The 26,449-nt window shown below is 70.4% G+C and carries 22 protein-coding genes; 15 read left to right on the top strand and 7 right to left on the bottom strand.

Going from position 1 to position 26,449, the window contains the following annotated elements:
- Window positions 1–23 precede the first annotated feature (23 nt).
- Entirely contained in the window at window positions 24–947 is a 924-nt protein-coding gene (locus tag HNR14_RS17075; protein WP_021764699.1) for a proteasome assembly chaperone family protein, read from the bottom strand.
- A gap of 104 nt (window positions 948–1,051) precedes the next feature.
- Here HNR14_RS17075 and HNR14_RS17070 point away from each other — a divergent pair, with 104 nt between their 5' ends.
- The 3 genes from HNR14_RS17070 to sucB all read left to right on the top strand — a co-directional run bounded on the left by HNR14_RS17070 (window position 1,052) and on the right by sucB (window position 5,634).
- Entirely contained in the window at window positions 1,052–2,539 is a 1,488-nt protein-coding gene (locus HNR14_RS17070) for a leucyl aminopeptidase (protein WP_179701967.1), read from the top strand.
- A 103-nt stretch (window positions 2,540–2,642) separates the two neighbouring features.
- A complete protein-coding gene (gene lpdA, locus HNR14_RS17065) occupies window positions 2,643–4,016 on the top strand; it encodes a dihydrolipoyl dehydrogenase (protein WP_179701966.1) in 1,374 nt (457 codons plus the stop codon).
- Between the two features lie 67 nt (window positions 4,017–4,083).
- On the top strand, window positions 4,084–5,634 hold the full coding sequence (gene sucB / locus HNR14_RS17060) for a 2-oxoglutarate dehydrogenase, E2 component, dihydrolipoamide succinyltransferase (RefSeq protein ID WP_179701965.1): 1,551 nt from the start codon (window positions 4,084–4,086) through the stop codon (window positions 5,632–5,634).
- Between the two features lie 6 nt (window positions 5,635–5,640).
- Here the strand turns inward: sucB and HNR14_RS17055 are convergent, their stop codons facing one another.
- Window positions 5,641–6,987 (bottom strand): hypothetical protein, encoded by a 1,347-nt coding sequence (locus tag HNR14_RS17055; protein WP_179701964.1) that lies wholly within the window; start codon window positions 6,985–6,987, stop codon window positions 5,641–5,643.
- Between the two features lie 140 nt (window positions 6,988–7,127).
- Between HNR14_RS17055 and lipB the strand changes: the two genes are divergently transcribed.
- From lipB to HNR14_RS17040, 3 genes are read left to right on the top strand one after another with little or no spacing between them, the layout of a single operon-like run.
- The gene (gene lipB / locus HNR14_RS17050; RefSeq protein ID WP_179701963.1) at window positions 7,128–7,808 is read left to right on the top strand and encodes a lipoyl(octanoyl) transferase LipB; all 681 of its coding nucleotides are present in this window, start codon (window positions 7,128–7,130) and stop codon (window positions 7,806–7,808) included.
- The gene (gene lipA / locus HNR14_RS17045) at window positions 7,805–8,794 is read left to right on the top strand and encodes a lipoyl synthase (protein WP_179701962.1); all 990 of its coding nucleotides are present in this window, start codon (window positions 7,805–7,807) and stop codon (window positions 8,792–8,794) included. Before lipB ends, lipA begins: the two co-directional genes overlap by 4 nt.
- Window positions 8,795–8,843: 49 nt before the next feature.
- Window positions 8,844–9,542 (top strand): DUF4191 domain-containing protein, encoded by a 699-nt coding sequence (locus HNR14_RS17040; RefSeq protein WP_039923733.1) that lies wholly within the window; start codon window positions 8,844–8,846, stop codon window positions 9,540–9,542.
- An 80-nt stretch (window positions 9,543–9,622) separates the two neighbouring features.
- Here the strand turns inward: HNR14_RS17040 and HNR14_RS17035 are convergent, their stop codons facing one another.
- Window positions 9,623–10,048: an RDD family protein gene (locus tag HNR14_RS17035; RefSeq protein WP_179701961.1), complete on the bottom strand. Its 426-nt coding sequence runs from the start codon at window positions 10,046–10,048 to the stop codon at window positions 9,623–9,625.
- 138 nt (window positions 10,049–10,186) lie between these two features.
- Here HNR14_RS17035 and glnA (HNR14_RS17030) point away from each other — a divergent pair, with 138 nt between their 5' ends.
- Window positions 10,187–11,611: a type I glutamate--ammonia ligase gene (gene glnA, locus HNR14_RS17030; protein WP_021765052.1), complete on the top strand. Its 1,425-nt coding sequence runs from the start codon at window positions 10,187–10,189 to the stop codon at window positions 11,609–11,611.
- Between the two features lie 84 nt (window positions 11,612–11,695).
- On the opposite strand, the gene HNR14_RS17025 is transcribed toward glnA (HNR14_RS17030), so the two are convergent.
- Window positions 11,696–14,701 (bottom strand): bifunctional [glutamine synthetase] adenylyltransferase/[glutamine synthetase]-adenylyl-L-tyrosine phosphorylase, encoded by a 3,006-nt coding sequence (locus tag HNR14_RS17025; RefSeq protein ID WP_179701960.1) that lies wholly within the window; start codon window positions 14,699–14,701, stop codon window positions 11,696–11,698.
- A gap of 7 nt (window positions 14,702–14,708) precedes the next feature.
- Complete coding sequence (glnA, locus tag HNR14_RS17020; RefSeq protein WP_021762953.1) at window positions 14,709–16,046, bottom strand: type I glutamate--ammonia ligase; 1,338 nt, start codon at window positions 16,044–16,046, stop codon at window positions 14,709–14,711.
- Window positions 16,047–16,137: 91 nt separating this feature from the next.
- On the opposite strand from glnA (HNR14_RS17020), the gene panB reads away from it, so the two are divergent.
- Window positions 16,138–16,989, top strand: coding sequence for a 3-methyl-2-oxobutanoate hydroxymethyltransferase (panB, locus tag HNR14_RS17015; protein ID WP_021762952.1), 852 nt, complete (start codon window positions 16,138–16,140; stop codon window positions 16,987–16,989).
- Between the two features lie 46 nt (window positions 16,990–17,035).
- Here the strand turns inward: panB and HNR14_RS17010 are convergent, their stop codons facing one another.
- A complete protein-coding gene (locus HNR14_RS17010; RefSeq protein ID WP_039922191.1) occupies window positions 17,036–17,248 on the bottom strand; it encodes an SPOR domain-containing protein in 213 nt (70 codons plus the stop codon).
- A gap of 12 nt (window positions 17,249–17,260) precedes the next feature.
- Here HNR14_RS17010 and map point away from each other — a divergent pair, with 12 nt between their 5' ends.
- Entirely contained in the window at window positions 17,261–18,127 is an 867-nt protein-coding gene (gene map, locus HNR14_RS17005) for a type I methionyl aminopeptidase (protein ID WP_039922190.1), read from the top strand.
- On the opposite strand, the gene HNR14_RS17000 is transcribed toward map, so the two are convergent.
- Window positions 18,114–19,571: an MDR family MFS transporter gene (locus HNR14_RS17000; RefSeq protein ID WP_179701959.1), complete on the bottom strand. Its 1,458-nt coding sequence runs from the start codon at window positions 19,569–19,571 to the stop codon at window positions 18,114–18,116. The two genes, map and HNR14_RS17000, sit on opposite strands and share 14 nt — an antisense overlap.
- A gap of 69 nt (window positions 19,572–19,640) precedes the next feature.
- Here HNR14_RS17000 and HNR14_RS16995 point away from each other — a divergent pair, with 69 nt between their 5' ends.
- The 6 genes from HNR14_RS16995 to kdpB all read left to right on the top strand — a co-directional run bounded on the left by HNR14_RS16995 (window position 19,641) and on the right by kdpB (window position 26,431).
- Complete coding sequence (locus HNR14_RS16995; protein ID WP_179701958.1) at window positions 19,641–20,261, top strand: TetR/AcrR family transcriptional regulator; 621 nt, start codon at window positions 19,641–19,643, stop codon at window positions 20,259–20,261.
- A gap of 10 nt (window positions 20,262–20,271) precedes the next feature.
- Window positions 20,272–21,027, top strand: a complete 756-nt coding sequence (gene ppgK / locus HNR14_RS16990) for a polyphosphate--glucose phosphotransferase (RefSeq protein WP_179701957.1) — start codon at window positions 20,272–20,274, stop codon at window positions 21,025–21,027.
- Window positions 21,028–21,097: 70 nt separating this feature from the next.
- Window positions 21,098–22,303, top strand: a complete 1,206-nt coding sequence (locus tag HNR14_RS21230; RefSeq protein ID WP_179701956.1) for a Fic family protein — start codon at window positions 21,098–21,100, stop codon at window positions 22,301–22,303.
- Window positions 22,304–22,511: 208 nt separating this feature from the next.
- Entirely contained in the window at window positions 22,512–22,601 is a 90-nt protein-coding gene (locus tag HNR14_RS16980; protein WP_021762945.1) for a potassium-transporting ATPase subunit F, read from the top strand.
- 1 nt (window position 22,602) lies between these two features.
- On the top strand, window positions 22,603–24,267 hold the full coding sequence (kdpA, locus tag HNR14_RS16975; protein WP_179701955.1) for a potassium-transporting ATPase subunit KdpA: 1,665 nt from the start codon (window positions 22,603–22,605) through the stop codon (window positions 24,265–24,267).
- Window positions 24,268–24,271: 4 nt separating this feature from the next.
- Entirely contained in the window at window positions 24,272–26,431 is a 2,160-nt protein-coding gene (gene kdpB, locus HNR14_RS16970) for a potassium-transporting ATPase subunit KdpB (RefSeq protein WP_179701954.1), read from the top strand.
- Window positions 26,432–26,449 lie beyond the last annotated feature (18 nt).

Raw genomic sequence — 26,449 nt, 5'->3', positions numbered from 1 at the left:
GAGGGGCCGGGAGCCCGGCCGGCTCAGCGGTCGCCGTTCTCCTCGTCGCCGTGGCGGCGGAAGGCGAGGAAGTTCTCCAGCTCGGCGGCGATCTCGTCGGCCGAGGGCAGCTCGCCGTCGCGGTCCGTGAGGGGCGACCGCGGCTGGTTGTCCTCCATGTACGTGTCGTGCCGCTCCTCGAGCGTGCCGACGAGCTTCGCGAGCTCGGCGTTGCCGGCGACCTGCTCATCGATGTTGGCGATGAAGTCGCGGTCCTCCTGGCGCAGACGGTCGCTCGGGAAGATGAGTCCGGTCGCCGCGCTGATCGAGTCCAGCCCCGCGATCGCGGCGGCGGGGTACTCCGTGTCGGCGAGGTAGTGCGGGATCAGGAGGACGAATCCCGCGGTCGGGTGGTTCAGGTGCTGCAGGCGGTACTCCAGCAGGTGCAGCGCGTTGCCGGGGACCTGGGTCTGCGGCTTCCACACCGACATCGTCTCGATCAGCTCGGACCGGTTGCCGCTGACGGTCACGCCGATCGGCCGCGTGTGCGGCACCGGCATCGGGATGGCGTGCACCCAGGTGACGCTCCGCACGCGGTACTGCTCGATCAGGCCGAGCACCGCCTCGGTGAAGGCCTCCCAGCGGAAGTCGGGCTCGAAGCCCGAGAGCAGGAGGAACGGCTGGCGCAGCTCGTCGTACGCGAGGTACAGCTTCAGCGTCGCCGGCTGGTAGTCGGCCAGGTGGTCCTGGTCGAAGTAGATGATCGGGCGGCGCGCCCGGTAGTCGAGCAGGATGTCGGCGTCGAAGGTCGCGACGACCTCGCTGTCGAGCGTGCCGAGCAGATAGGTCCCGAGCTGGCTGACGCCGGCGCCCGCGTCGGCGAATCCGGTCAGCCCGGCGACCAGCGGGAGGCCCTCGGGGACCTCGACGGCCGGGTTGAGCTCGAACAGATCGGCGGGGTGTCGCATGCATCAACTCTAGGCCGACCCCACGCGCCCCGGCCGTGCGGACGGCGGCCTCGCAGCACGCCCACAGCGAACAGGCGGACGCGGAGGCGGGTTAGGGTCGGATCATGACGGTTCCCGCTCTCTCGCTCGCCTCCGATTCCTCCTCCCTCACCTCCTCCGACGTCCTCGTGGTCGGCGCCCGCGTCTCGCGCGACGAGATCGCGGTGCTGTCCGGACCGGGCCGGGACGCCCTCGCGGCGCAGCTCGCCGCCGTCGCCTTCGGCGGCGGCCGCGATGAGCTGGTCCGCCTCCCCGGCACCGACGGCGGCCCGTCGCTCGCCGTCATCGGGCTGGGCGACGACCTCGACGAGGACGCCCTCCGCTACGCCGCCGGCAGCGCGATCCGCCAGCTGGCCGGAACCCCCCGCGTGGCCGTCGAGCTGCCCGCCGAGAGCGACGGCCTGCTCGGCGCCGTGATCGAGGGGGCCGCGCTGGGCTCCTACTCCTACACCGAGTACCGCGAGAAGAGCACGGCGAAGAGCCCGGTGTCCGCGATCACCGTGATCGGCGAGCCGTCCGAGGCTGCCGGTGACGACCTCCTGGCTCGCGCCGCCGCCGTCGCCGGTGCCGCCTCGCTGGTCAAGGACCTCGTCAACATGCCGCCGCTCGACCTCTACCCGGAGACGTTCGCGGAGCGTGCGCAGGAGGCCGCGGCCGGCCTGCCCGTCGACATCACCGTCTGGGACGAGGCGGCACTCGCCGAAGGCGGCTTCGGCGGCATTCTCGGCGTCGGGCAGGGCTCGACCCGCCCGCCGCGTCTGGTGAAGGTCGACTACGCGCCGGCGGGCGCGAGCCGCCACCTCGCCCTGGTGGGCAAGGGCATCACCTTCGATTCGGGCGGCCTCTCGCTCAAGCCGGCCTCCGGCATGGTGGGGATGAAGTACGACATGACGGGCGCCGCGACCGTGCTCGCCGTCGCGATCGCCGCGGCGCAGCTCGCCCTTCCCGTGCGGGTCACGGCCTGGCTCTGCCTCGCGGAGAACATGCCGTCCGGCTCGGCGATCCGCCCCAACGACGTGCTGCGCATCCGCGACGGCCGCACGGTCGAGGTGCTGAACACCGACGCCGAGGGCCGCCTGGTGCTGGCCGACGGCCTCGCCGCCGCGAGCGAGGAGCACCCCGACGCGATCGTCGACGTCGCCACCCTCACGGGTGCGGCCATGGTCGCGCTCGGCACGCGCTACGCCGCCGTGATGGGCTCCGACGACCTCGTTGACGAGGTGCTCGCAGCGTCCCGCACCAGTGGTGAGCTGCTGTGGCCGATGCCGCTGTCGGGCGAGCTGCGCGCCACCATCAACTCCGACGTCGCCGACATCGCGAACGCCAACCCCGGCCAGGCCGCGGGCGGGATGCTGCTCGCCGGCGTCTTCCTGCAGGAGTTCGTCGGACGCACCGGCGACGGCGACGACGCGCCGCGCATCCCGTGGGCGCACCTCGACATCGCCGGACCCGCCAAGGGACCCGCGTCGCCGTACGGCTTCACCGGCAAGGGACCGTCCGCCGTCAGCGTACGGGCGCTCGTCCGTTTGGCCGAGGACTTTTCGCGGAAGTAGTAGGGTCGTATGGGCGAGAAGATCTCGCCCGTCAACGCCTGCCCGGAGTCACCCCTCGGGGCAGGATCGTGTCACGAATCCTGATGCGCGAGGGAGTAACTGGGTGTCTGAGCAGAACTTTGACATTGTGGTGCTCGGCGGTGGGAGTGGAGGCTACGCAGCAGCGCTGCGTGCAGCCGAGCTCGGTTTCACCGTGGGCATGATCGAGAAGGACAAGGTCGGCGGCACCTGCCTGCACCGCGGCTGCATCCCGACCAAGGCGCTGCTGCACGCGGCCGAGGTCGCGGACTACTCCCGTGAGTCGGCGAAGTACGGCATCATCACGGAGCTGCAGGGCATCGACATCAACGGTGTCACGGAGTACCGCCAGGGCATCATCGCCAAGAAGTACAAGGGCCTCCAGGGCCTGGTGAAGGCCCGCGGCATCACCGTCATCGAGGGCGAGGGCCGCCTGACCTCCCCGACGACCGTCCAGGTCGGCGAGGACACCATCGTCGGCAAGCACGTCGTGCTCGCCACCGGCTCGTACTCGCGCAGCCTCCCCGGTCTGGAGATCGGCGGGCGCGTCATCACGAGCGAGCAGGCCCTCGAGCTCGACTTCGTCCCGAAGAAGGTCGCCGTGCTCGGCGGCGGCGTCATCGGCGTCGAGTTCGCCAGCGTCTGGAAGTCGTTCGGCGCCGAGGTCACGATCATCGAGGCCCTCCCCCACCTCGTCCCCAACGAGGACGAGTCCATCAGCAAGTCGCTGGAGCGCGCGTTCCGCCGCCGCGGCATCGACTACCGCCTGGGCGTCCGCTTCTCCGGCGTGACCCAGAACGAGAGCGGCGTCGTCGTCTCCCTCGAGAACGGCGACACCGTCGAGGCCGAGCTGCTGCTCGTGGCCGTCGGCCGCGGCCCGCAGACCGCGAACCTCGGCTACGACGAGGTCGGCGTCACGATGGACCGCGGCTTCGTCATCACCGACGAGCGCCTGCAGACCAACATCCCGGGCGTCTACGCCGTCGGCGACATCGTCCCCGGTCTGCAGCTCGCGCACCGCGGCTTCCAGCAGGGCATCTTCGTCGCGGAGGAGATCGCGGGCCTCAACCCGATCGTCGTCCCCGACGTCAACATCCCCAAGGTCACCTACTGCGACCCCGAGGTCGCCTCGGTCGGCCTCAGCGAGGCCAAGGCGGTCGAGCAGTACGGCGCGGACCAGGTCAGCAGCTACGACTACAGCCTGGCCGGCAACGGCAAGAGCGAGATCATCGGCACCAGCGGAACCGTCAAGGTCGTCCGCGTGAACGACGGCCCCGTCGTCGGCGTGCACATGATCGGCGCTCGCGTGGGCGAGCTCATCGGCGAGGCCCAGCTGGCCGTGAACTGGGAGGCGTACCCGGAGGACATCGCTCCGTTCATCCACGCGCACCCCACGCAGAACGAGTCGCTCGGCGAGGCCTTCCTGTACCTCGCGGGCAAGCCGCTGCACACCCTCTAAGTCCGTGCTGCCGCCGATGCGGCTGCAATAAGCTACTGAACGATCAGGTTTTGAAGGAGAGAAGCTCATGAGCGAATCCGTCAGCCTCCCGGCACTCGGCGAGAGTGTCACGGAAGGCACGGTCACCCGCTGGCTGAAGAATGTTGGCGACCGTGTCGAGGTGGACGAGCCCCTGCTCGAAGTCTCGACCGACAAGGTCGACACCGAGATCCCGTCGCCGGTCGCCGGCGTCATCGAGGCGATCCTGGTGCAGGAGGACGAGACCGTCGAGGTGGGAACCGCGCTCGTGACCATCGGGGACGGCTCCGGCGCGGGCTCCGAGGCTCCGGCCGCACCGGCCGAGGCCGAGGCTCCCGCCGCTGAGGAGCCCGCCGCTCCGGCTGAGGCTGCTGCCGCTCCGGCTCCGGCCGCTGAGGCACCTGCCGCCGCTCCGGCTCCGGCTGCCGAGGCGCCTGCCGCTGCTCCGGCTCCGGCTGCCGAGGCGCCCGCTGCCGCTCCGGCTCCGGCCGCTGAGGCGCCCGCTGCCGCTCCGGCTCCGGCCGCTGCACCCGCACCGGCCGCCGAGGCACCCGCTGCCGCTCCGGCTCCGGCCGCTGCACCCGCGCCGGCCGCTGAGGCACCGGCCGCCGCTCCGGCTCCCGCCGCTGCTGCTCCGGCACCCGCCGCTGCTCCGGCTCCCGCCGCCGAGGCCCCGTCCACCGGCGGCGCGCACGCCGGCAACGCCGGCTACGTCACGCCGATCGTCCGCAAGCTCGCGAACGAGCAGGGCGTCGACCTGGCGAGCGTCACCGGAACCGGTGTTGGCGGTCGCATCCGCAAGGAGGACATCCTCGCTGCAGCGCAGCCCGCAGCCGGCGCCTCCGCGTCCGCTCCGGCCGCGGCTCCGGCCGTCTGGGTCTCGCCGCTGCGCGGCACGACCCAGGCGATGTCGCGTCTGCGCAAGGTCGTCGCCGAGCGCGCCGTCGTGTCGATGCAGTCGACCGCTCAGCTCACCTCCGTGGTCGAGGTCGACGTCACCAAGGTCGCCGCGCTGCGCGACAAGGTGAAGGCCGACTTCCTCGCCAAGAACGGTGTGAAGCTCTCCTTCCTGCCGTTCTTCGCCCTCGCGGCCTCCGAGGCACTGAAGACCTACCCGGTCATCAACGCCACGGTCGACGGCGACAACATCGTGTACCCGGACCACGAGAACCTCTCGATCGCCGTGGACACCGAGCGCGGTCTGCTCACCCCCGTCATCCGCGACGCCTCCTCGCTCGACCTCTCCGGTCTCGCGAAGGAGATCGCCGACCTGGCCGAGCGCACCCGCGACAACCGTCTGAAGCCCGACGAGCTCGCCGGCGGCACGTTCACGCTGACCAACACCGGTTCGCGCGGCGCGCTGTTCGACACCCCGGTCGTGTTCCTCCCGCAGGTCGCCATCCTCGGCACCGGCATCGTGACCAAGAAGCCGGTCGTCATCACGGCGGACGGCACCGAGTCGATCGCCATCCGTTCGACGGTCTACCTGGCCCTCTCGTACGACCACCGCATCGTGGACGGCGCCGACGCGGCGCGCTTCCTGGTGGCCGTGAAGAACCGCCTCGAGGCCGCCGACTTCGAGGGCAGCCTCGGGATCTGATCCACCTCACGAGTACACCGCTCGTATCCGCCAACCGGCCTCGCCCCTCACCAGCAGGAGCGAGGCCGGTTCGCTGTCCGGGGTCCCCTCCGGACCGGGCTCGACGCGCACTAGCACCGCCTCTCCCCAACGCTGAGCGACCTCGGCACGGACCCGCTGGCCCGACGAGCCGCCGTGAGCGGCCAGCCACTCCAGGGCCGCCTCCACCGGTTCGTCCGCACGAAGCGCGCACTCCGCGTCAGGTTCCTCCTGCGGAGCATCGCCGGTCAGGTCGAACACATCCGCCGCAGCACACTCTCCATCCTCGGCCGCCGGCACGGTCGAGGCCGGAACAGACGCCGGTGCGGACGACACCGTCGACGGAGCGGTGGGCTGCGCGGCGGGAGCCGGATCCACGTCCGCGCTCGGCGGCAGTGCGACGAACGCCACCGTCGCTGCGACGAGCGGGACCGCCGCCACGAGCACGAGCTTCGGACGGCGCCGGATCAGACCCACCACGGCCGCGCGAGCCTCCCGCAACGGTCGGCCATCGAGCAGCACGTCCCACGAGCGACGCACCCCCGGCACCCGTCGTGGCCGGCGTGCACCCGACATACTCCGACCGGAGGGAGGCCTGTCGATCCGCTCGCTGATCGGCTTGTCGACGTCACGCAGGCGAACCGCGACGGGTGGCGCCACGTCGAGGAGCGCCCGTCGAAGGGCCGTCGCCCCTCCCCCGAGCGCAGCGTCCACACGCGCGCACAGGACGGCGGCGTCCGCGCCGGGAAGCGAGCGCGCCACCTCGCGCACGAGCTGTCGGAACGCCTCCGTGTCCTGTCGCGCCCGGTCGGCGCTCAGCGGCCCGAGCCCGGGGAGGCCCGTGACGACAGGGCAGCCGTCGGAACGGAACCGGATGCGATCGGCACGCGGCTCCACGCCGCCGAACCCGGCATGGTGCGCCTGGTGCAGCACATCCAGCACGGCGAGGAGAACGGTGACGGCCTCCCCGAGGCCGAGTGCCCGTCCTTCCAGCAGAACCCGCAGGCTCCCGCCGGGTAGATGCTCCCCGATCCGCGCGCAGACCGGACGGCGCCGCCGGCCACGTGCAGAGCCGACCAGGGCCGGCACGTCGCGCACCGCGTCCAGGTGCTCCGACACGATCGCGAGCCGCGCCTCCGTGTCGGGGAACCCCTCCCCGACACGCACGCAGAGCACAGCCGGACGAGGCAAGTCGGCTCCCTCCACCACCACGCGATGGACGCCGGGCGGCGACCGCAGCGTCCCCCGCACCCGGAGGCCCAGCGCGTTCACGATCGCCGCGCACTGCCTGCCGATGTCCGCGTCGTGCGGGCGTTCCTGACGATGATCTCCCATGCAGACCATCCCAGCGCCCCACACCATCCATCGGGCTGGAGGCGGGCGATCGGTGGAACACCGGCGTCCGGACACCGGGTGTGGAGAACACGGCGCGCCTCGACAGCAATTACTGGACTGAGTCCATATATGCTGTCCAGGTGACTACGTACGACGTCACGGGGCTAAGCGCCAACTCCGTGCCGTATGACGAGGCCCTTCAGCGACAGCGTGCCCTGCACGCCGCCGTCGTCGCCGGCCGGGCGCCCGACACCGTCCTCCTCCTGGAGCACCCGCCGGTCTACACGGCGGGCAAACGCACCGAGCCCGACGAACGGCCGACCGACGGCACTCCGGTGATCGACGTCGACCGCGGCGGCAAGATCACCTGGCACGGTCCGGGTCAGCTGGTGGGCTACCCCATCCTGCGCCTCCCCGACCCGATCGACGTGGTCGGCTACGTGCGACGCCTGGAGAGCCTCCTCATCGAGGTCCTCGCTGAGCTGGGCGTCGACGGCGAGCGGGTCGAGGGGCGCTCCGGCGTGTGGATCTGCACCGGAGGCCGCGACGAGAAGATCGCCGCCATCGGCATCCGCGTGGCCGAGGGCGTGACCATGCACGGCTTCGCCCTCAACTGCTCCAACGACCTCGACGCCTACGACCGCATCGTCGCGTGCGGGATCCGGGATGCGGGCGTCACCACTGTCTCGCGCGTCCTCGGTCGCACGGTCACCCCGGCAGACGTCGCTCCGCTCGTCGTCGCCGCGTTCGACCGTGAGACGACCGCACAGGGCGTCGCGGTCACCACGTCCGCACCCGCCACGACAGGAGCCGCCGCGTGAACGCCGTCCCCGACGGGCGCCGGATGCTGCGCCTGGAGGTCCGCAACGCCGAGACCCCGATCGAGCGCAAGCCCGAGTGGATCAAGACCCGCGCGAAGATGGGGCCGGAGTACCGGCAGCTCCACTCGCTCGTGAAGACCGAGGAGCTGCACACGGTCTGCCAGGAGGCGGGCTGCCCCAACATCTACGAGTGCTGGGAGGACCGCGAGGCCACCTTCCTCATCGGCGGCTCGCAGTGCACCCGCCGCTGCGACTTCTGCCAGATCGACACCGGCAAGCCCGCCGAGTTCGATCGCGACGAGCCGCGTCGCGTGGCCGAGTCGGTCTCCCGCATGGGGCTGCGCTACTCGACCGTCACGGGTGTCGCGCGCGACGACCTGGAGGACGGGGGCGCGTGGCTCTACGCCGAGACGATCCGCGAGATCCACCGGCAGAGCCCCGGCACCGGCGTCGAGATCCTCGTGCCGGACTTCAACGGCCGGCCCGATCAGCTCGGCGAGGTCTTCTCGGCACGGCCGGAGGTGTTCGCGCACAACGTCGAGACCGTGCCGCGCATCTTCAAGCGCATCCGTCCCGCCTTCCGCTACGAGCGCTCGCTCGACGTGCTCACCCAGGGACGCGCGGCCGGCCTGATCACCAAGTCCAACCTGATCCTCGGGATGGGCGAGGAGCGCCACGAGGTGAGCCAGGCCCTGCGTGACCTCCACTACGCGGGAACCGACATCATCACGATCACGCAGTACCTGCGTCCCAGCCCCCGGCATCTGCCGGTCGCCCGCTGGGTGCACCCGGACGAGTTCGTCGAGTTGAAGGAGGAGGCGGAGGCCATCGGCTTCCTCGGCGTCCTCGCCGGTCCGCTGGTGCGTTCCTCGTACCGTGCGGGCCGCTTGTGGGCGCAGTCGATGCAGGCGAAGGGTCGGCCGGTGCCGGTGGAACTGCAGCCGCTCGCCGACGCGTCGCTCGGGTTCGCGCAGGCCGTCTCCTGACGGCGAACGGCGTCTGCCGAAGGCCGTCCGGGACGGTATCCTTATGCGTATGGCACGCAAGGACAAGTCCACCAAGGAGCCCGGTCGGCTGAAGCAGATGTGGCAGGTCTTCCAGATGACCCGCCGCTACGACGACCGCGCGCTGCTCTACATCATCCTGGGCTTCGTCCTCCCGATCATCGTGGGCGTGCTCCTGGCGATCTTCCTCTCCGGCGGCAACGTCTTCACGATGGTCCTCTGGATCATCGCGGGCGTCTTCGCCGGCGTGCTCGCGGCGCTGCTCATCCTCGGCCGCCGTGCCGAGCGCGCCGCATACTCGCAGATCGAGGGCCAGCCGGGTGCAGTCGGCGCCGTGCTGCGCAGCTCTCTGAAGCGCAGCTGGCGCGGATCCGAGATGCCGGTCGCGGTCAACAGCAAGACACAGGACGCGGTCTACCGCGCCACCGGTCGTGGCGGCGTCGTGCTGATCAGCGAAGGCCCCAAGACTCGCACGCAGCGCATGGTCGACGAGGAACGCCGCAAGGTCACCCGCGTCCTCCCGAACGTCCCGGTCACCGTCATCAGCGTCGGACCGGACGCGGACGCCGTGCCGCTGCACCGGGTGCCCCGCCGCCTGGCCAAGATCAAGCCGACGCTGACCAAGGCCGAGGTGCTCGCGATCAGCAACCGCCTCCAGTCGCTGGAGAACGCGCTGCCGATCCCGAAGGGCATCGACCCGATGAAGGTCCGCGCCCAGCGCGCCCGCTGACGCCAAACGTCCGCGCCACTGCTTCGACACGAACGCGCCGCCCCTCCGGGGACGGCGCGTTCGTTGGTCTGATCCGCAGCTCAGCCGCGCAGCAGGATGGTGCCCGCGATCTTGTCGTGGAAACCTCGCTGGTCCGAGTCCCACACCAGGGCCGGAATGACGAGGCAGAGCAGGACGGTGCGCACGATCGGGCGCCACACCCCCACCCATCCGCCGCGGACGGCGACGAGCCGCAGGCCGAAGATGCGGTGCCCGATGCTGCCGCCGATGGTGGGGATGAACACGATCTGCAGCACGGCGAACACCGCGATGTTGGCCCAGGCGTCGTAATGGAAGAACGCGAACGAGATGAATGATGCGATCGCCCAGTCGATGACGATGGCTCCGAAACGCCGGCCGAGGCGGCCGACCGAACGCGGCCCCGCCTCCGGAAGTCCGAGGCGTTCACCGGGATAGCGGCTGGGGGCGATGTCGCCGGAGCGGTTCGTCGGGGGGTTCTGTGGCACCCGATGAGTTTACCCGGGGCCGGTACACGTAACATGCCGGAAACATTTGCGTCACCCCGGGGAAACGGCCTCCCCCTACCGTTGGTGTGGGACTGCACGCGCAGTCCGGTCACCGCAAAGCCATTGGGAGTCCTCCGTATGTTCCGTGATTCTTCCGAGGTGCTCAAGTTCATCAAGGACACCGACGTCAAGTTCCTTGATATCCGCTTCACCGATCTGCCCGGTGTGCAGCAGCACTTCAACATCCCCGCCTCGACGGTCGACGAGGAGTTCTTCTCCGTCGGCCAGCTCTTCGACGGCTCCTCGATCCGCGGCTTCGCGTCGATCCACGAGTCCGACATGCAGCTCATCCCCGATGTCTCGACCGCCTACATCGACCCGTTCCGCGTCGAGCGCACGCTGATCATGGTCTTCGACATCTACAACCCGCGCAACGGCGAGATCTACTCGAAGGACCCGCGCCAGGTCGCCAAGAAGGCGGAGAAGTACCTCGCCTCGACCGGCATCGCGGACACCGCGTTCTTCGCCCCCGAGGCGGAGTTCTACATCTTCGACGACGTGCGCTACGAGGTGAACCAGCACTCGTCCTTCTACGCGGTGGACTCCGAGGAGGGCGCGTGGAACACCGGCCGTGTCGAAGAGGGCGGCAACCTCGCGAACAAGACCCCCTACAAGGGCGGCTACTTCCCCGTGAGCCCCGTCGACAAGCAGGCCGACCTGCGTGACGACATCTCGCTCAAGCTGATCGACGCCGGCCTCATCCTGGAGCGCGCGCACCACGAGGTGGGCACCGGCGGCCAGGCCGAGATCAACTACCGCTTCGACACGATGGTCGCCGCGGCGGACGACATCCTCAAGTTCAAGTACATCGTGAAGAACACGGCGGAGCAGTGGGGCAAGGTCGCCACGTTCATGCCGAAGCCGCTTTTCGGTGACAACGGCTCGGGCATGCACACCCACCAGTCGCTGTGGAGCGACGGCAAGCCGCTCTTCTACGACGAGTCGGGCTACGGCGGCCTCTCGGACATCGCCCGCTGGTACATCGGCGGCCTGCTCAAGCACGCCCCCGCCGTCCTGGCGTTCACGAACCCGACGGTGAACTCGTTCCACCGCCTGGTCCCCGGCTTCGAGGCCCCGGTCAACCTGGTCTACTCGGCCGGTAACCGCTCGGCATCGATCCGCATCCCGATCACGGGCACCAACCCGAAGGCCAAGCGCATCGAGTTCCGCGCGCCGGACGCCTCGGGCAACCCGTACCTCGCGTTCGCCGCCCAGCTCATGGCCGGTCTCGACGGCATCAAGAACCGCATCGAGCCGCACGAGCCGGTCGACAAGGACCTCTACGAGCTCCCGCCCGAGGAGGCCAAGAACATCCCCCAGGTGCCCGGCACCCTGGCGGAGGCGCTCGACGCCCTCGAGGCCGACCACGACTTCCTCACCGCAGGCGGCGTGTTCACCCCGGAGCTCATCGAGACCTGGATCGAGTACAAGCGCGAGAAGGAGATCAAGCCCCTCGCGCAGCGCCCGCACCCGTTCGAGTACGAGCTGTACTTCGGCGTCTGACGCTCGGCGTTCCGCACACGAGAAGGGCCGCATCCCGCTGGGGATGCGGCCCTTCCGCGTTGAATGGACGGCGACACCGCGCCGTCAGCCGGTGGGCGCCGGGCGCTCCTGGATGCCGTAGAAGGAGCGCTCGAAGACGGCGCGGGCACGACGGGTGACCGCCAGGTAGTCCTCCTCGAGCCGGGATGCCGAGCCGGGCGGGTACTCCATCAGCCGGGCGACGCCGTCGAGGGCGACGCGGTCGGACGGGAGCACATCGGCGGTCTTGTTCGTCCAGAGGGTCATGGCGGAGCGGGCGCGGGAGGCGAAGACCCACGCGTCGTGGAGCTTGGCCGCATCCTCCTCCGTGACGAACCCGTTCGCGGCGGCGAACGCGAGGGCGTCGAGGGTGCTGGGCGTGCGGAGTTCGGGGATCGCGGCCGCGTGCTCCAGCTGGATGAGCTGCACGAACCACTCGACGTCGCTGAGCGATCCCCGGCCGAGCTTGAGATGGCGTGACGGGTCGGCGCCCTGGGGCAGGCGCTCGTTCTCGACGCGGGCCTTGATCCGCTTGACCTCGCGGATCTCGCGCTCGCCGATCTCCGCCGGGTACCGGACTTCGTCGGCGAGAGCCTCGAAGTCCGTGAGCAGCGCCTGGTCGCCCGCGACCCCGCGCGCACGCAGCAGCGCCTGCGCCTCCCAGGTCAACGACCAGCGCTGGTAGTAGGCGCGGTAGGAGTCGAGCGAACGCACGGGCGTGCCGTTCTTCCCCTCCGGGCGTAGGCCGATGTCGAGGTCGAGCGGGAGGATGTTGTCCTCGGTGAGGCGTCCCAGGTCCGACACGATCGCCAGGGCGGCGCGGTGCGCTTCCTCCTGCTCGGCGGTCGTCGGGCGGAAGACGTACATGACGTCGGCGTCGGAGCCGAAGCCGAGTTCGCGGCCGCCGAATCGCCCCATCCCGATCACGGCGAACTCGAACGCGTCGGCGTCGCCGCGCGCGCTCCGGATCGCGGCCAGGACGCCCGCGATCACGTTCTCGGTGACGGTGGTGAGCCCGTGCGCGAGCTCCTCGATGGTCGCGAAGCCGAGGATGCCCGAGAACGCGAGCCGCAGGATCTCGCGCCGGCGCACCGCACGCAGCGCGGCGGCCGCGGTCTCGGGGGAATCGTGGCGGGCGAGGATCGCGGCGGTCTCGTCGCGCAGCAGCTCGGCCGAGCGCGGCCGCAGCTCCTCCTCCGACTCGAGCCACGCCACCGACTCCGGGATGCGCCCGAGCAGGTCGCCGGCGTAGCGCGAGCCCGAGAGCACGCGGGTCAACCGCTCGGCGGCGCCGGTGGAGTCGCGCAGCATCCGGAGGTACCAGTGCGTGGAGCCGAGGTCCTCGCTGAGGCGGCGGAAGGTCAGGAGGCCGTAGTCGGGGTCGGCGCCGTCGGCGAACCACTGCAGCATCACGGGGAGCAGATGGCGCTGGATCGTCGCCCGGCGGGAGACGCCCGACGTGAGCGCCCCGATGTGGGCGAGCGCGCCGCGCGGATCCCGGAAGCCGATCGCGGCGAGGCGGGCCTCGGCCTGTGCGCTGGTGAGGGCGAAGTCCTCGCTCGGCATCGAGGCGACGGCGCTCAGCAGCGGCCGGTAGAACAGCCGCTCGTGCAGCCCCCGCACCCGGTGCTTGATCTCGTTCCACCGCACGAACAGCTGCTCGGCGCTGGTGGCGAGCCCGGTCGCCCGGGCCAGGACCCGCTGGTCGCCCTCATCGCGCGGCATCAGGTGCGTGCGGCTGAGGTGCCGCAGTTGGATGCGGTGCTCCATCAGCCGGAGGGTGCGGTAGTCCTGCGAGAACGCCGCGGCCTCCTCGCGGCCGATGTACCCCTGGGCCGCGAGGGCGGCCAGCGCCGAGAGGGTGTCGCGCTGGCGCACCTGATCGTCGGTCTGGCCGTGCACGAGCTGGAGCAGCTGGACGGTGAACTCGACGTCGCGCAGCCCGCCGGGGCCGAGCTTCAACTGGTAGTGGACCTCGTCGTCCGGGATGTGCTCGGTGACGCGCTCGCGCATCCGCTGCACCGACTCGACGAAGTTCTCGCGGGAGGCGCTGCTCCACACCTTCGGCGCGAGAGCGGCGACATAGCGGTCGCCGAGATCGCGGTCGCCGGCGAGCGGACGCGCCTTCAGCAGGGCCTGGAACTCCCACCCCTTGGCCCACCGGTCGTAGTAGGCGAGGTGCGATTCGAGCGTGCGGACGAGCGCGCCGTCCTTGCCCTCCGGACGCAGGTTGGGGTCGACCTCCCACAGCCCCGGCTCGATGGCCGGCTCGTGGATGCCGCGCATCGTCAGCATCGCCAGCCGCGTCGCGATGTCGACCGCGCGGCCGGAGCTGAGCCCGGCCTCCTCGTCGCCCTCCGTCACGAAGATGACGTCCACGTCGCTGACGTAGTTGAGCTCGCGCGCGCCGGCCTTGCCCATGCCGATGATGGCGAGGCGGGTCGCGCGGACCTCGGCCTCGGGGAAGCGGCCGGGCCCGCTCCCGCTGGTCTGGCGCCGCGCGATGGCGAGCGAGGCCTCCAGCGCGGCGGCGGCGAGGTCGGACAGCGCGGCGGCGACGGCGTCGAACCCGGCGACCGGGTCCTCCTGCTCCAGGTCGTAGCTCGCGAGCTGGACGAGACGGCGCCGGTAGCGGACGCGCAGCGCCGTCCACGCCTCCTCCTCGGTGACGGCAGCGAAGCCGTCGACCGCGCCCACCGAGTCGAGGAGGTCTGCGCGCAGCTCCTCCGCCGTCGGCAGGGCGGTGACGGGGTAGTCGAGCGCCGAGAGCTCCGCCGGCTGACGCAGGAAGAATTCCGCGGCGCCCTCGGAGGCTCCGATCACCCGCAGCACGCGACGAGCGTCGTTGCGCGACGGGACGTAGCGCGCGGCCTGCACCGGCGCATGCTGCAGCAGCCGCAGGGCGAGCGTCAGGGCGTTGTCCGGATCCGCCGCCGCGCCGAGGGCGGGCAGGAGGTCGTCGACCGGGAACCCGGTCAGGGCCGCGAGCTCGTCCAGCTGGGCGCGCACCGAGCTCAGCCCGACGAAACCGGCGCGCGCCAGCGCGGTCAGGGAGAGCTGCTCGCGCGTCACGACCCGGTCAGAGGATCTCGAGGTTGGTCCGCAGCTCGTACGGGGTGACCTGCGCCCGGTACTCCGCCCACTCCTTGCGCTTGTTGAGGAGCACGTAGTTGAAGACCTGCTCCCCCAGCGTCTCGGCGACGAGCTCGGAGTCCTCCATCAGCGAGATGGCGTGGTCGAGGCTCGCGGGGAGCTGACTGTACCCGAGGGCGCGGCGCTCGGTGTCGCTGAGCGCCCACACGTTGTCCTCGGCCTCTGGGGGCAGCTCGTACTGGTTCTCGATGCCCTTCAGGCCGGCGGCCAACATGAGGGAGAACGCGAGGTACGGGTTGGCCGCGGAGTCGATCGCGCGGTACTCGACGCGCGAGCTCTGGCCCTTGTTGGGCTTGTAGAGCGGCACGCGCACCAGGGCGGAGCGGTTGTTGTGGCCCCAGCAGACGAAGCTGGGCGCCTCGTCGCCGCCCCACAGGCGCTTGTACGAATTGACGAACTGGTTCGTCACGGCCGTGATCTCGGGAGCGTGCTTGAGCAGGCCCGCGATGAACTGACGGCCGACCTTCGAAAGCTGGTACTGGGCACCGGCCTCGAAGAAGGCGTTGGTGTCGCCCTCGAAGAGCGACATGTGCGTGTGCATCCCGCTGCCCGGATGGCCCGACAGCGGCTTCGGCATGAACGTCGCGTAGACGCCCTGCTCGATCGCCACCTCCTTGATGACCGTGCGGAACGTCATGATGTTGTCGGCCGTGGTGAGGGCGTCCGCGTAGCGCAGGTCGATCTCGTTCTGGCCGGGGCCCGCCTCGTGGTGGCTGAACTCGACCGAGATGCCGAGGTCTTCGAGCATGCGCACCGAGCGGCGGCGGAAGTCGTGCGCGGTGCCGCCGGGGACGTTGTCGAAGTAGCCGGCGGAGTCGACGGGCTCGGGGCCGTCCTCGCCGAAGGACGACGACTTGAGCAGGTAGAACTCGATCTCCGGGTGCGTGTAGAAGGTGAAGCCGCGGTCGGCCGCTTTCTCGAGCGTGCGCTTGAGCACGTTGCGCGGGTCGGAGACGGAGGGCTGGCCGTCGGGCGTCGTGATGTCGCAGAACATGCGCGCGGTGGGGTCGATCTCGCCCCGCCACGGGAGGATCTGGAACGTCGTCGGGTCCGGGTGCGCGAGCAGGTCGGACTCGAAGGCGCGCGTCAGTCCCTCGATCGCGGAGCCGTCGAAGCCGAGGCCCTCGGAGAAGGCCCCCTCCACCTCGGCGGGGGCGATGGCGACGGACTTGAGGGTGCCGACGACATCGGTGAACCACAGCCTCACGAACTTGACGCCACGCTCCTCGATCGTGCGAAGAACGAAGTCGCGCTGCTTGTCCATCCTGCCCCTTTCGTCAGCGTTCCCAGCGTACTGGGTCGGGGGCTCGATCGTGGTCCGTCGCGCCCCCGAATCGCGTCACTAGACTGAGCCCATGAGCGAGCAGTCCCCCGTTCCGAGCGTCCACCCCGCGACCCCGTCGATGCAGTCGCTGAAGCGGGTGCGGACGAGACACTTCCAGGCGGCGAAGGAGGAGGGCTCCCCCTTCACCGGCCTCACCAGCTACGACATGCTGACCGCGCAGATCTTCGACGAGGCGGGTATCGACTTCCTGCTCGTCGGCGACTCGGCCGGGAACAACGTGCTCGGCTACGACACCACCCTCCCGGTGACCGTCGACGAGTTGATCCCGCTCACCCGCGCGGTGGCGAAGGCCGTCAAGCGCGCGTTCGTCGTCGCGGACATGCCGTTCGGGTCATACGAGACCGGTGCGCTCGAGGCCCTCCACACGGCGGTGCGCTTCATGAAGGAGACGGGCGCGCACGCGGTGAAGCTGGAGGGCGGCGTACGTAGCTCCGACCAGATCCGCCGCATCGTCGACGCCGGCATCCCCGTGATGGGCCACATCGGCTTCACCCCGCAGAGCGAGCACGGCCTCGGCGGTCACCTGATCCAGGGCCGCGGCGACAGCGCGGAGCAGATCCTCGCCGACGCGCACGCCGTGGAGGACGCGGGTGCGTTCGCCGTCGTGCTCGAGATGGTCCCCGCGGAAGTCGCGCGCCGGGTGACGCAGGAGCTGCGCATCCCGACGATCGGTGTCGGAGCCGGACCGCACGTGGACGGCCAGCTGCTCGTCTGGACGGACTGGGCCGGCTTCACCACCGGTCGCGTCCCGAGCTTCGTCAAGCAGTACGCCGACCTCAAGAACGTGCTGGCGGGGGCCGCCGCCGCCTACAAGGCTGACGTGCAGGGCGGCACCTTCCCGGGCCCGGAGCACAGCTTCTAGAGGGCTCCGGCACTCCCGGCCGGATGGAACGTGGAGCGGGAACCGGCTAGCGGTTCTCCTCCGCGTCCTCCTCGGCCCACTTGGCGCTGTTCTCGCGCAGCTTCTCGAGCGCGTGCTCGGCCTCGTCGCGGGTGTCGAACGGGCCGACGCGGTCGGGCGCCGGCGAGAGGAAACCCTGCTCCACGGCCCCGGTCTTCATGTTGTACCAGTACTTGTGCTCTGCGTCCTGCGCGATGCCGTACTCGTTCTCACCGGTCATAAGCTTGATCCTATGCCCAAGGATTCCGCCGGTCATCTGATCCCCGGTCGTGTCAGCGCGATGCGCCCCGTCCCGTCCCGCATCCCGCGCCCGGAGTACGTCGGCAAGCCGTCGCCCGCACCGAACACGCGCGGCGACGTGTACACGCCCGACGAGATCGCGCTCATCCGCGAGTCCGGCCGGATCGCCGCGCAGGCCATCGCGCTCGTCGGGGAGGCCGTGCGGCCGGGCGTGACGACGGAGGAGCTGGACGCGATCGGGCACGAGTTCCTGCTCGCGCACGACGCCTACCCCTCCACCCTCGGCTACCGCGGGTACCCGAAGTCGATCTGCAGCTCGGTCAACGAGGTCGTCTGCCACGGCATCCCGGACGACACGGTGATCGAGGAGGGCGACATCGTCAACATCGACATCACCGCGTACAAGAACGGCTTCCACGGCGACAGCAACCAGACCTTCATCGCCGGCACGGCGACCGAGGAGGTGACCCTGCTCGTCGAGCGCACGCGGGAGGCGCTGAACCGCGGCATCAAGGCGGTGGCGCCGGGCCGCCAGGTCAACGTCATCGGCCGGGCGATCGAGTCGTACGCGAAGCGGTTCGGCTACGGGGTCGTGCGCGACTTCACCGGCCACGGTGTGGGGGCGACCTTCCATTCCGGGCTGATCATCCCCCACTACGACTCGGCCCCGGCCTATGACGACGTGATGGAGGTGGGGATGGTGTTCACCATCGAGCCGATGCTCACGCTCGGCACTCACGAGTGGGACATGTGGGCGGACGACTGGACGGTCGTGACGCGCGACCGCAGCATCACCGCCCAGTTCGAGCACACCCTCGTGGTCACCGAGCGCGGCGCCGAGGTCCTCACGCTCCCCTGACGGCCGTCGCGCCGGGCTCGACCACGGGCTCCGGTACGAGCTGCGCCGCCGGGACGACTGCGGCGCGCTTCGGGCCGCCGGGGAGGACGAAGGCGATGGCGACGCCCAGCACGGTGACGCCGACCGCCACCCAGAAGGCCGACTGGAACGCGCCGCCGAGGGTCGAACCACCCAGCACCGCGGCCTGGAGCAGCACGGCGAAGATCGCGGTGCCGAACGATCCGCCGAGCTGCTGCGCCGTGCGGGTCAGGATGCTGGAGTGCGCGATCTGCTCGCCGCTCAGCCCCTGGTACGACGCGACCATGAGCGGCATGGTCACGGCGCCGAGACCGAAGCCGCGGACGAACAGGGCGACCAGGAGCAGCGGGTCGGCCGAGGCGGGAAGCCCGAACGCGAACGGGACGGTCGAGACCGCGACGATGGCGAACCCGACGACGGTGATCCAGCGCGCGCCGATCCGGTCGATGAGACGGCCGGCGAGCGGGCGGCAGGCGAGCGTCCCGAGCCCCTGCGGCACGAGCAGGAGGCCCGCGCCGAGGGCGTCGGTGCCGCGCACCTGCTGGAAGAAGAGGGGCAGGAGGAGCATCGCGCCGTAGAGCGCGACACCCGAGAGGAAGAGGAGGGTGGAGGCCGACCAGACCGAGCGCACCGTCAGCAGCCGCACGTCCACGAGCGCATCGCCGCGGCGATGCAGGGCCCAGAAGGCGAATCCGGCGACGAGCGCAGCGCCGGCGACCAGCGGGATCCACGCGTCGAGACGAGCGAAGCCGCCGTCGAGGACGGAGTCGGAGAGTCCGAGGAGGAGGCCGGCCAGACCCGGGACGAGCAGCAGCACGCCGACGATGTCGAGCCGACGGCGCGGGTCGCGACCGCGATCGGCGGGGAGCATCCTCCAGGCCAGGATCAGCCCGGCCACGCAGAACGGGATGTTCACCCAGAAGATCCAGCGCCAGTCGCCGAGGGCGAGGATGGCCCCGCCGAGCACCGGCCCCAGGACGGGCCCGGCCATCGCGGGGAGCCCGATGACGGCGGAGACCCGTCCGAGCTGCTTGCCGCCGGCGACCTCCATCACCATGGTGGTCATCACCGGCAGCATCAGGCCGCCGCCGACGCCCTGCAGCACCCGGAAGGCGATGAGACTGTCCGCGTTCCACGCCAGCCCGGAGAGCACCGAGCCGACGAGGAAGATCGCGAGGGCGACCATCCACACCCGCTTGCCGCCGAACCGCGCCAGGCACCAGGCCGAGAGGGGCACGGTCGCCGCCAGGGCGAGCAGGTAGCCCGTCGTCACCCACTGGATGTGCGCGACATCGGTGTGCAGATCGGTCGCCAGCGAGTGGAGCGCGATGCTGAGGATCGTCGTGTCGAAGACCACCGCGAGTGCTCCGACCACCAGTGCGGTGGCGGTGCGGACCACCGTCCTGTCGAGTTTCTCCGCTGCCATGAGCCTGCTCCTTAAGATGCGTGCCTGTATCTAATCGCCGACGATACGCCGATCGGATAAGATGCGCAAATGGACTCTAATTCGACGCCCGCCCGCCGGCGCCGTGGCGCGGAACTCGAGAGCGCCCTCCTCGACGCCGCATGGGAGGAGCTCGACGCCAACGGCTACGTCGGACTGACGATGGAGGCCGTGGCCGCGCGCGCAGGCACCAGCCGGCCCGTCATCTCCCGCCGCTGGCCGAGTCGCAGCGACCTCGCCGTCGCCGCGATCCGGCACCACTTCGACGACGACCCGATCGATGTGCCCGACCATGGCAGCCTCCGAGAGGACACCCTCGACCTCCTCCGCCAGTTCACGGAGCGCCGCAGCGGCCTCGTCGTCCTGATCATGCTCCGCTACTCCGGCATCCTCGGCGAGGCCGAGGGGGGCATCGCCGGACTGCGCGAGCGCTTGCTCTCCCCCGGGCCGTCGATGCTCGACACCATCCTCGACCGCGCCGATGCACGGGGAGAGATCGACCGCAGCCGCATGCCGGACCTGGTCGCAGGCCTGCCGACCATGGCCCTGCGCCACGAGATGGTCATGACGCTCCGCCCGGCCGACGAGGCCACCCTCGTCGCGATCGTCGACGACCTGTTCTTGCCGCTCGCGACGGCCACGCGCACGACTCCCGGAGCCGAGCCGCGGTAGATTCGTGGGCATGAGCGGTCAGAAGCACGCAATCGGCATCGACATCGGCGGAACCGGCATCAAGGGAGGGCTGGTCGATCTCGAGACCGGCGAACTCCTGAGCGACCGGATCAAGCTCCCCACCCCCGAGGGCGGCGAGCCCGACGGCATCGTCGAGGTCACCAAGAAGATCGTCGACCAGCTCGCGGCCGAAGAGCCCGACGCCCCGGTGGGCATCTGCTTCCCGGCCATCGTGAGCCACGGCGTGACCCTCTCCGCCGCGAACGTCTCCAAGAAGTGGATCGACCTGCACGCGGAGGACCTGTTCGAGAAGTCCCTCGGCCGCGACATCCACTTCGTCAACGACGCCGACGCCGCCGGCTACGCGGAGACCAGCTTCGGCGCCGCGAAGGGCAAGGACGGCCTGGTCATCATGACCACCCTCGGCACCGGGATCGGCTCGGCGCTCATCTACGACGGCGTCCTCATCCCGAACGCCGAACTCGGCCACCTCGAGATCGACGGCCACGACGCCGAGTCCCGGGCCGCGTACTCGGCGAAGGAGCGCGAGGACATGAGCTGGGAGAAGTGGGCGAAGCGCCTGCAGAAGTACTACTCCACCCTCGAGTTCCTCTTCACCCCCGACCTCTTCATCGTCGGCGGCGGCGTCTCCAAGAACTACCAGGAGTTCCTGCCCCTCCTCGACCTCACGACGCCGATCGTCCCGGCCGTGCACCGCAACAACGCGGGCATCCTCGGGGCCGCCGCCCTCGCCGTGAAGGGCTGATCCTAGAAATGGCCTCTCTCTTATTCAAGGATATCGACTATCCTTGAATAAGAGAGAGGCGGGCGCGGAGATGAATCCAGTCGAGGCATGGCCGCCCGTGGCCTACGAGGAGCTGCCCTGGGCCTCCCGCTTCCCCCGAGACGCGCTCAGTCGCCGCCAGTGGGAGCAGAGCCGCGGTCCGTATCGCGCAGCCATCCCCCCTCGCATCGGGGATGCGACCGTGAGCCTGTCCGGTGCGAGCATCGCCGACGCGACCGAGGCGGGCACCCTCCTGACCCGCTTCGATGCGGAGGTCGGGTCACAGCTGCTCCCGTTCGCCGACGTGCTGCTGCGTTCGGAGTCCGCCTCCTCCTCCGAGATCGAGAACCTCACGAGCGGCGCACGTGCGATCGCCGAGACGGTCCTCGGCGAGCGGGATCAGGGGAACGCAGGACTGGTGGTCCGCAATGTCGAGGCCATGACGGCGGCGATCCGGCTGGCCGACCACATCGATGAGACGACCATCGTCGCCATGCAGACCGCCCTGCTGGAACACCACGCGCCCCACCTCGTCGGCGAGTACCGCCGCGAGCAGGTCTGGATCGGCGGCGGAGGCCTGAGCCCGCACGGGGCGGACTTCGTGCCGCCTCACGACGGCAGGGTGTCGGCGGCGATGGGCGATCTGGTGGCATTCATCCATCGCACCGACATCCCCGCCCTCGCTCACGCCGCCCTCGCGCACGCGCAGTTCGAGACGATCCATCCCTTCCCGGACGGCAACGGCCGCACCGGCCGTGCGCTCGTGCAGGCGATGCTGCGTGCGTCCCGCGTGACGACCAACGTCGCCGTCCCCGTGTCGGCCGGCCTCCTCCACGATGTCGACCGCTACTACGGCGCCCTCGACGCCTACCGGAAAGGCGACGCCGGAGGGATCGTCGCCGTCTTCGCCGAAGCCGCGGGATATGCGGTGCGGAATGGCCGAGCGCTCGTCGAAGATCTCGCGGAGGTGCGCGCGACGTGGGAGGGCGCGCTCACGGGGATCCGTGCGGACGCGAGTGCGCGACGTCTCGCCGATCTGCTGTTCGCCCAGCCCGTGGTGAACCAGCCGTTCGTCTCCGCGGGACTGGGGGTCTCCCCCCAGGGCGCCTACAACGCGATCGGAGCCCTGGTCGAGCGCGGACTTCTCGCAAGCGCCACCTCGAAGCATCGCAACCGGATCTGGTACGCGCAACCGATCCTCTCCGCCCTGGACGACTTCGCAGCGCGCGCCGGACGGCGGTCCGCGCCGTCGCGTTAGCGTCGCGCGAGGATCGCGCAGCGGGGCGTTAGGGATGCGTTAGGACCAGCGCCCCGCGGGGAACGCGGGTGTGGACTCTCTTCTGCCGCGACCAGCCGGTCGCGGCATCCTCACGGATGGAGAGAGTCTTGCTGGACGTCGTCTACCTCCTCGGAGTGGTCGTGCTCGCGCTTGTCGTGGGCCTGGCCGGCCGGGGGGTCGAGAAGCTGTGATCGTGATCGATGTGGTCGCGGCGCTGCTTGCAGTCGCCGCGATCGCCTACCTGGTCGTCGCCCTCGTGAAGCCGGAGCGGTTCTGAGATGGGCTCCGACTCCATGACGGGCATCTGGCTGTTCGTCGCCCAGCTGGCGACGCTCGTGCTCCTGCTCGCCGTCGCCTACCGCCCCCTCGGGGACTACATGGCGCGCGTGTACACCTCCGACCGCGACCTCGCCGTCGAGCGCGGCGTCTACCGCCTCATCGGCGTGGATGCGCGCGCCGGGCAGACCTGGCCCGCCTACCTGCGCGGCGTGCTGGCCTTCTCGGTGATCGGCATCCTGCTCGTCTACGCGCTCCAGCGCCTCCAGCAGTTCCTGCCGTACTCGCTGGGCATGCCGGCCGTCCCCGAGGGGACGGCGTTCAACACGGCGATCTCGTTCGTGACGAACACCAACTGGCAGTCCTATTCCCCCGACGCGACCCTCGGCTACACCGTGCAGTTCGCCGGGCTGGCGGTGCAGAACTTCGTGTCCGCCGCCGTCGGCATGGCCGTCGCCGTGGCGCTCGTCCGCGGGTTCGCCTCCCGCTCCACCGGGACGATCGGCAACTTCTGGGTGGACATGCTGCGCGGAACGGTGCGCATCCTCCTCCCGCTCGCCTTCGTCGCGGCGATCGTGCTGATCGTCGGCGGAGCGGCGCAGAACTTCAATGGGTTCGACCACGTGACCACGCTCACGGGCGCGGCGCAGTCCCTCCCGGGCGGACCGGTCGCCTCGCAGGAGGCCATCAAGCTGCTCGGCACCAACGGCGGCGGCTTCTTCAACGCCAACTCGGCGCACCCGTTCGAGAACCCGACCGCCTGGACCAACCTGGTCGAGGTGCTGCTGATGCTCATCATCCCGTTCTCCCTGCCGCGCGCGTTCGGCCGGATGGTCGGCGACAAGCGCCAGGGCTACGCGATCCTCGCGACGATGGCCACGCTGTTCGTCGTCTCGCTCGTCGCGATGACGCTGTTCGAGGCGTCGAGCGGATCGATGGAGGGCAAGGAGACCGCGTTCGGCGTGCTGGGCTCGACGCTGTTCAACACCACGAGCACGACCACGTCGACGGGCGCGGTGAACTCCATGCTCGACAGCTACAGCCCGCTCGGCGGGATGATGGCGCTGATCAACATGATGCTGGGCGAGATCGTGCCCGGCGGCGTCGGGTCGGGCCTGTACGGCATCCTGGTGATCGCGGTCATCGCCGTGTTCGTCGCCGGCCTGATGGTCGGTCGCACGCCGGAGTACCTCGGCAAGAAGCTCGGCCCGCGCGAGATCAAGCTGGCCAGCCTGTACATCCTGACCACGCCGACGCTCGTGCTCCTCGGCACCGGCCTGAGCTTCGCCATCCCGGCGGTGCGGGCCGACATCGAGAAGACGTCGATCCTGAACCCCGGACTGCACGGCTTCAGCGAGGTGCTCTACGCGTTCACCTCGGCCGCGAACAACAACGGATCGGCTTTCGCGGGCCTCACCGCCGCGACGCCCTGGCTCAACACGGCCCTCGGGGTCGCGATGTTCCTCGGCCGGTTCCTGCCGATCGTGTTCGTCCTCGCCCTCGCCGGCTCGCTCGCCCAGCAGGGCCGCGTCCCCGCGACCGCAGGCACACTGCCCACCCACCGGCCGCAGTTCGTCGGCCTGATGATCGGCACGATCCTGCTCGTCTCGGCACTCACCTATTTCCCCGTTCTCGCGCTGGGTCCCCTGGCGGAAGGGCTGCAGTAACACCATGACAACGCTCACCCCACAACGCAGCGCCCGCGCTCCGAAGGAGAGCGCGACCCGCCCCGGCGCCTTCAGCGGCGCCCAGCTCGTCGCCGCCCTCCCCGGCGCTCTGCGCAAGCTCGATCCGCGCCAGATGTGGCGCAACCCCGTCATGTTCATCGTCGAGGTCGGCGCGGCACTGACCACGGTCGTCGCCATCGCGCAGCCGTTCATCGGCGCGGGCGGCACGGGACCGGCCACGCTCGCGTTCACCTGGAGCATCGCCGTCTGGCTGTGGCTCACCGTCGTCTTCGCCAATCTGGCGGAGTCGGTCGCCGAGGGCCGGGGCAAGGCCCAGGCCGCCACCCTGCGCTCGACCCGCTCCACCACCCTCGCCAACCGCGTCACGGACTACGACGAGACCGCGGACCCGGATGCGGTTCGCGCCTCCGTCGGCGCGGTCGCCTCGAGCGATCTGGCGCTCGGCGACGTGGTGGTCGTCACGGCGGGCGAGCTCATCCCGGGTGACGGCGACGTGATCCGCGGCATCGCGACCGTGGACGAGTCCGCCATCACCGGCGAGTCGGCCCCGGTCGTGCGGGAGTCTGGCGGCGACCGCAGCGCGGTCACCGGCGGCACGCGCGTCCTCTCCGACCGGATCGTCGTGCGCATCACGTCGAAGCCGGGCGAGACCTTCGTCGACCGGATGATCGCGCTCGTCGAGGGCGCCTCGCGGCAGAAGACTCCGAACGAGGTCGCGCTGAACATCCTGCTCGCGAGCCTCTCGATCATCTTCGTGATCGTCGTGCTCGTCTTGCAGCCGGTCGCTGGCTACTCGGACGCGGCTCCGACCGTTCCCGTGCTGATCGCCCTCCTGGTCTGCCTCATCCCCACCACCATCGGAGCCCTGATCTCCGCCATCGGCATCGCCGGGATGGACCGCCTCGTGCAGCACAACGTGCTCGCGATGTCCGGGCGGGCGGTGGAGGCCGCGGGCGACGTGACCACACTGCTGCTCGACAAGACCGGCACGATCACGTACGGCAACCGCCGTGCGAGCGAGTTCACCGCCGTCGGGGGCGCCGACCGCGACGCCCTCGTCCGGGCGGCCGCGCTCTCCTCCCTCAGCGACCCCACCCCCGAAGGCGTCTCGGTCGTGGAGCTGGCGGGGACGCTCGGCTACGAACGTCCGTCGGACACGCGAGGGGAGATCGTGCCCTTCACCGCCCAGACGCGGATGAGCGGCCTCGACCTGCCGGACGGCTCGCAGGTGCGCAAGGGCGCGGCGAGCGCCATCGTGACCTGGGTCCGCGAGCAGGCGACGGAGGCCGGCACGGCCGCGCCGTCGGCGAGCGCGCTCCACGAGCTGGATGCGGAGGTCGAGCGCATCTCGCAGATGGGCGGCACCCCGCTGGCCGTCGCGACCCGCGACGCGGACGGCGTGGCGACGGTCCTCGGCGTGATCTACCTCAAGGACATCGTCAAGGAGGGCCTCGCCGAGCGGTTCGCCGATCTGCGCCGGATGGGCATCCGCACCGTCATGGTGACCGGTGACAACCCGCTCACCGCCAAGGCCATCGCGGCCGAGGCCGGCGTGGACGACTTCCTCGCCGAGGCCAAGCCCGAGGACAAGCTCGCGCTGATCCGCCGCGAGCAGGAGGGCGGTGCTCTCGTCGCGATGACCGGCGACGGTACGAACGACGCTCCCGCGCTCGCGCAGGCGGACGTCGGCGTGGCGATGAACACGGGCACGTCGGCGGCGAAGGAGGCCGGCAACATGGTCGACCTCGACTCCGATCCGACCAAGCTGATCGACATCGTCCGCATCGGCAAGCAGCTGTTGATCACCCGCGGCGCGCTCACCACGTTCTCGATCGCCAACGACGTCGCGAAGTACTTCGCGATCATCCCGGCGATGTTCGTGGCCGCGTTCCCGGGTCTCGCGGCCCTCAACATCATGGGGCTGCACTCCCCCGCCTCGGCCATCCTCTCGGCGGTGATCTTCAACGCGATCGTCATCGTGGCCCTCATCCCGCTGGCCCTGCGCGGAGTGCGCTACCGCCCGGCGGCGGCCTCGTCCCTGCTCGGCCGCAACCTGCTGATCTACGGCCTTGGCGGGATCATCGCCCCCTTCATCGGGATCAAGCTGATCGACCTCGTGGTCGCGCTGATCCCCGGATTCTGACAGACACGAAAGGTCGCA

Source organism: Leifsonia naganoensis (assembly GCF_013410615.1).
Lineage (GTDB): Bacteria > Actinomycetota > Actinomycetes > Actinomycetales > Microbacteriaceae > Leifsonia > Leifsonia aquatica.
The sequence above is the reverse complement of the archived record's forward strand: the minus strand, read 5'-3'. Positions and strand labels throughout refer to the sequence as shown.

Excerpts from the sequence above, each read along its gene's own strand:
- HNR14_RS17075 (WP_021764699.1), bottom strand. The coding sequence starts at position 947 with ATGCGACACCCCGCCGATCTGTTCGAGCTCAACCCGGCCGTCGAGGTC.
- HNR14_RS17070 (WP_179701967.1), top strand. The coding sequence starts at position 1,052 with ATGACGGTTCCCGCTCTCTCGCTCGCCTCCGATTCCTCCTCCCTCACC.
- sucB (WP_179701965.1), top strand. The coding sequence starts at position 4,084 with ATGAGCGAATCCGTCAGCCTCCCGGCACTCGGCGAGAGTGTCACGGAA.
- HNR14_RS17055 (WP_179701964.1), bottom strand. The coding sequence starts at position 6,987 with ATGGGAGATCATCGTCAGGAACGCCCGCACGACGCGGACATCGGCAGG.
- HNR14_RS17040 (WP_039923733.1), top strand. The coding sequence starts at position 8,844 with ATGGCACGCAAGGACAAGTCCACCAAGGAGCCCGGTCGGCTGAAGCAG.
- glnA (WP_021765052.1), top strand. The coding sequence starts at position 10,187 with ATGTTCCGTGATTCTTCCGAGGTGCTCAAGTTCATCAAGGACACCGAC.
- glnA (WP_021762953.1), bottom strand. The coding sequence starts at position 16,046 with ATGGACAAGCAGCGCGACTTCGTTCTTCGCACGATCGAGGAGCGTGGC.
- panB (WP_021762952.1), top strand. The coding sequence starts at position 16,138 with ATGAGCGAGCAGTCCCCCGTTCCGAGCGTCCACCCCGCGACCCCGTCG.
- HNR14_RS17010 (WP_039922191.1), bottom strand. The coding sequence starts at position 17,248 with ATGACCGGTGAGAACGAGTACGGCATCGCGCAGGACGCAGAGCACAAG.
- map (WP_039922190.1), top strand. The coding sequence starts at position 17,261 with ATGCCCAAGGATTCCGCCGGTCATCTGATCCCCGGTCGTGTCAGCGCG.
- HNR14_RS17000 (WP_179701959.1), bottom strand. The coding sequence starts at position 19,571 with ATGGCAGCGGAGAAACTCGACAGGACGGTGGTCCGCACCGCCACCGCA.
- HNR14_RS16995 (WP_179701958.1), top strand. The coding sequence starts at position 19,641 with ATGGACTCTAATTCGACGCCCGCCCGCCGGCGCCGTGGCGCGGAACTC.
- ppgK (WP_179701957.1), top strand. The coding sequence starts at position 20,272 with ATGAGCGGTCAGAAGCACGCAATCGGCATCGACATCGGCGGAACCGGC.
- HNR14_RS21230 (WP_179701956.1), top strand. The coding sequence starts at position 21,098 with ATGAATCCAGTCGAGGCATGGCCGCCCGTGGCCTACGAGGAGCTGCCC.
- kdpA (WP_179701955.1), top strand. The coding sequence starts at position 22,603 with ATGGGCTCCGACTCCATGACGGGCATCTGGCTGTTCGTCGCCCAGCTG.
- kdpB (WP_179701954.1), top strand. The coding sequence starts at position 24,272 with ATGACAACGCTCACCCCACAACGCAGCGCCCGCGCTCCGAAGGAGAGC.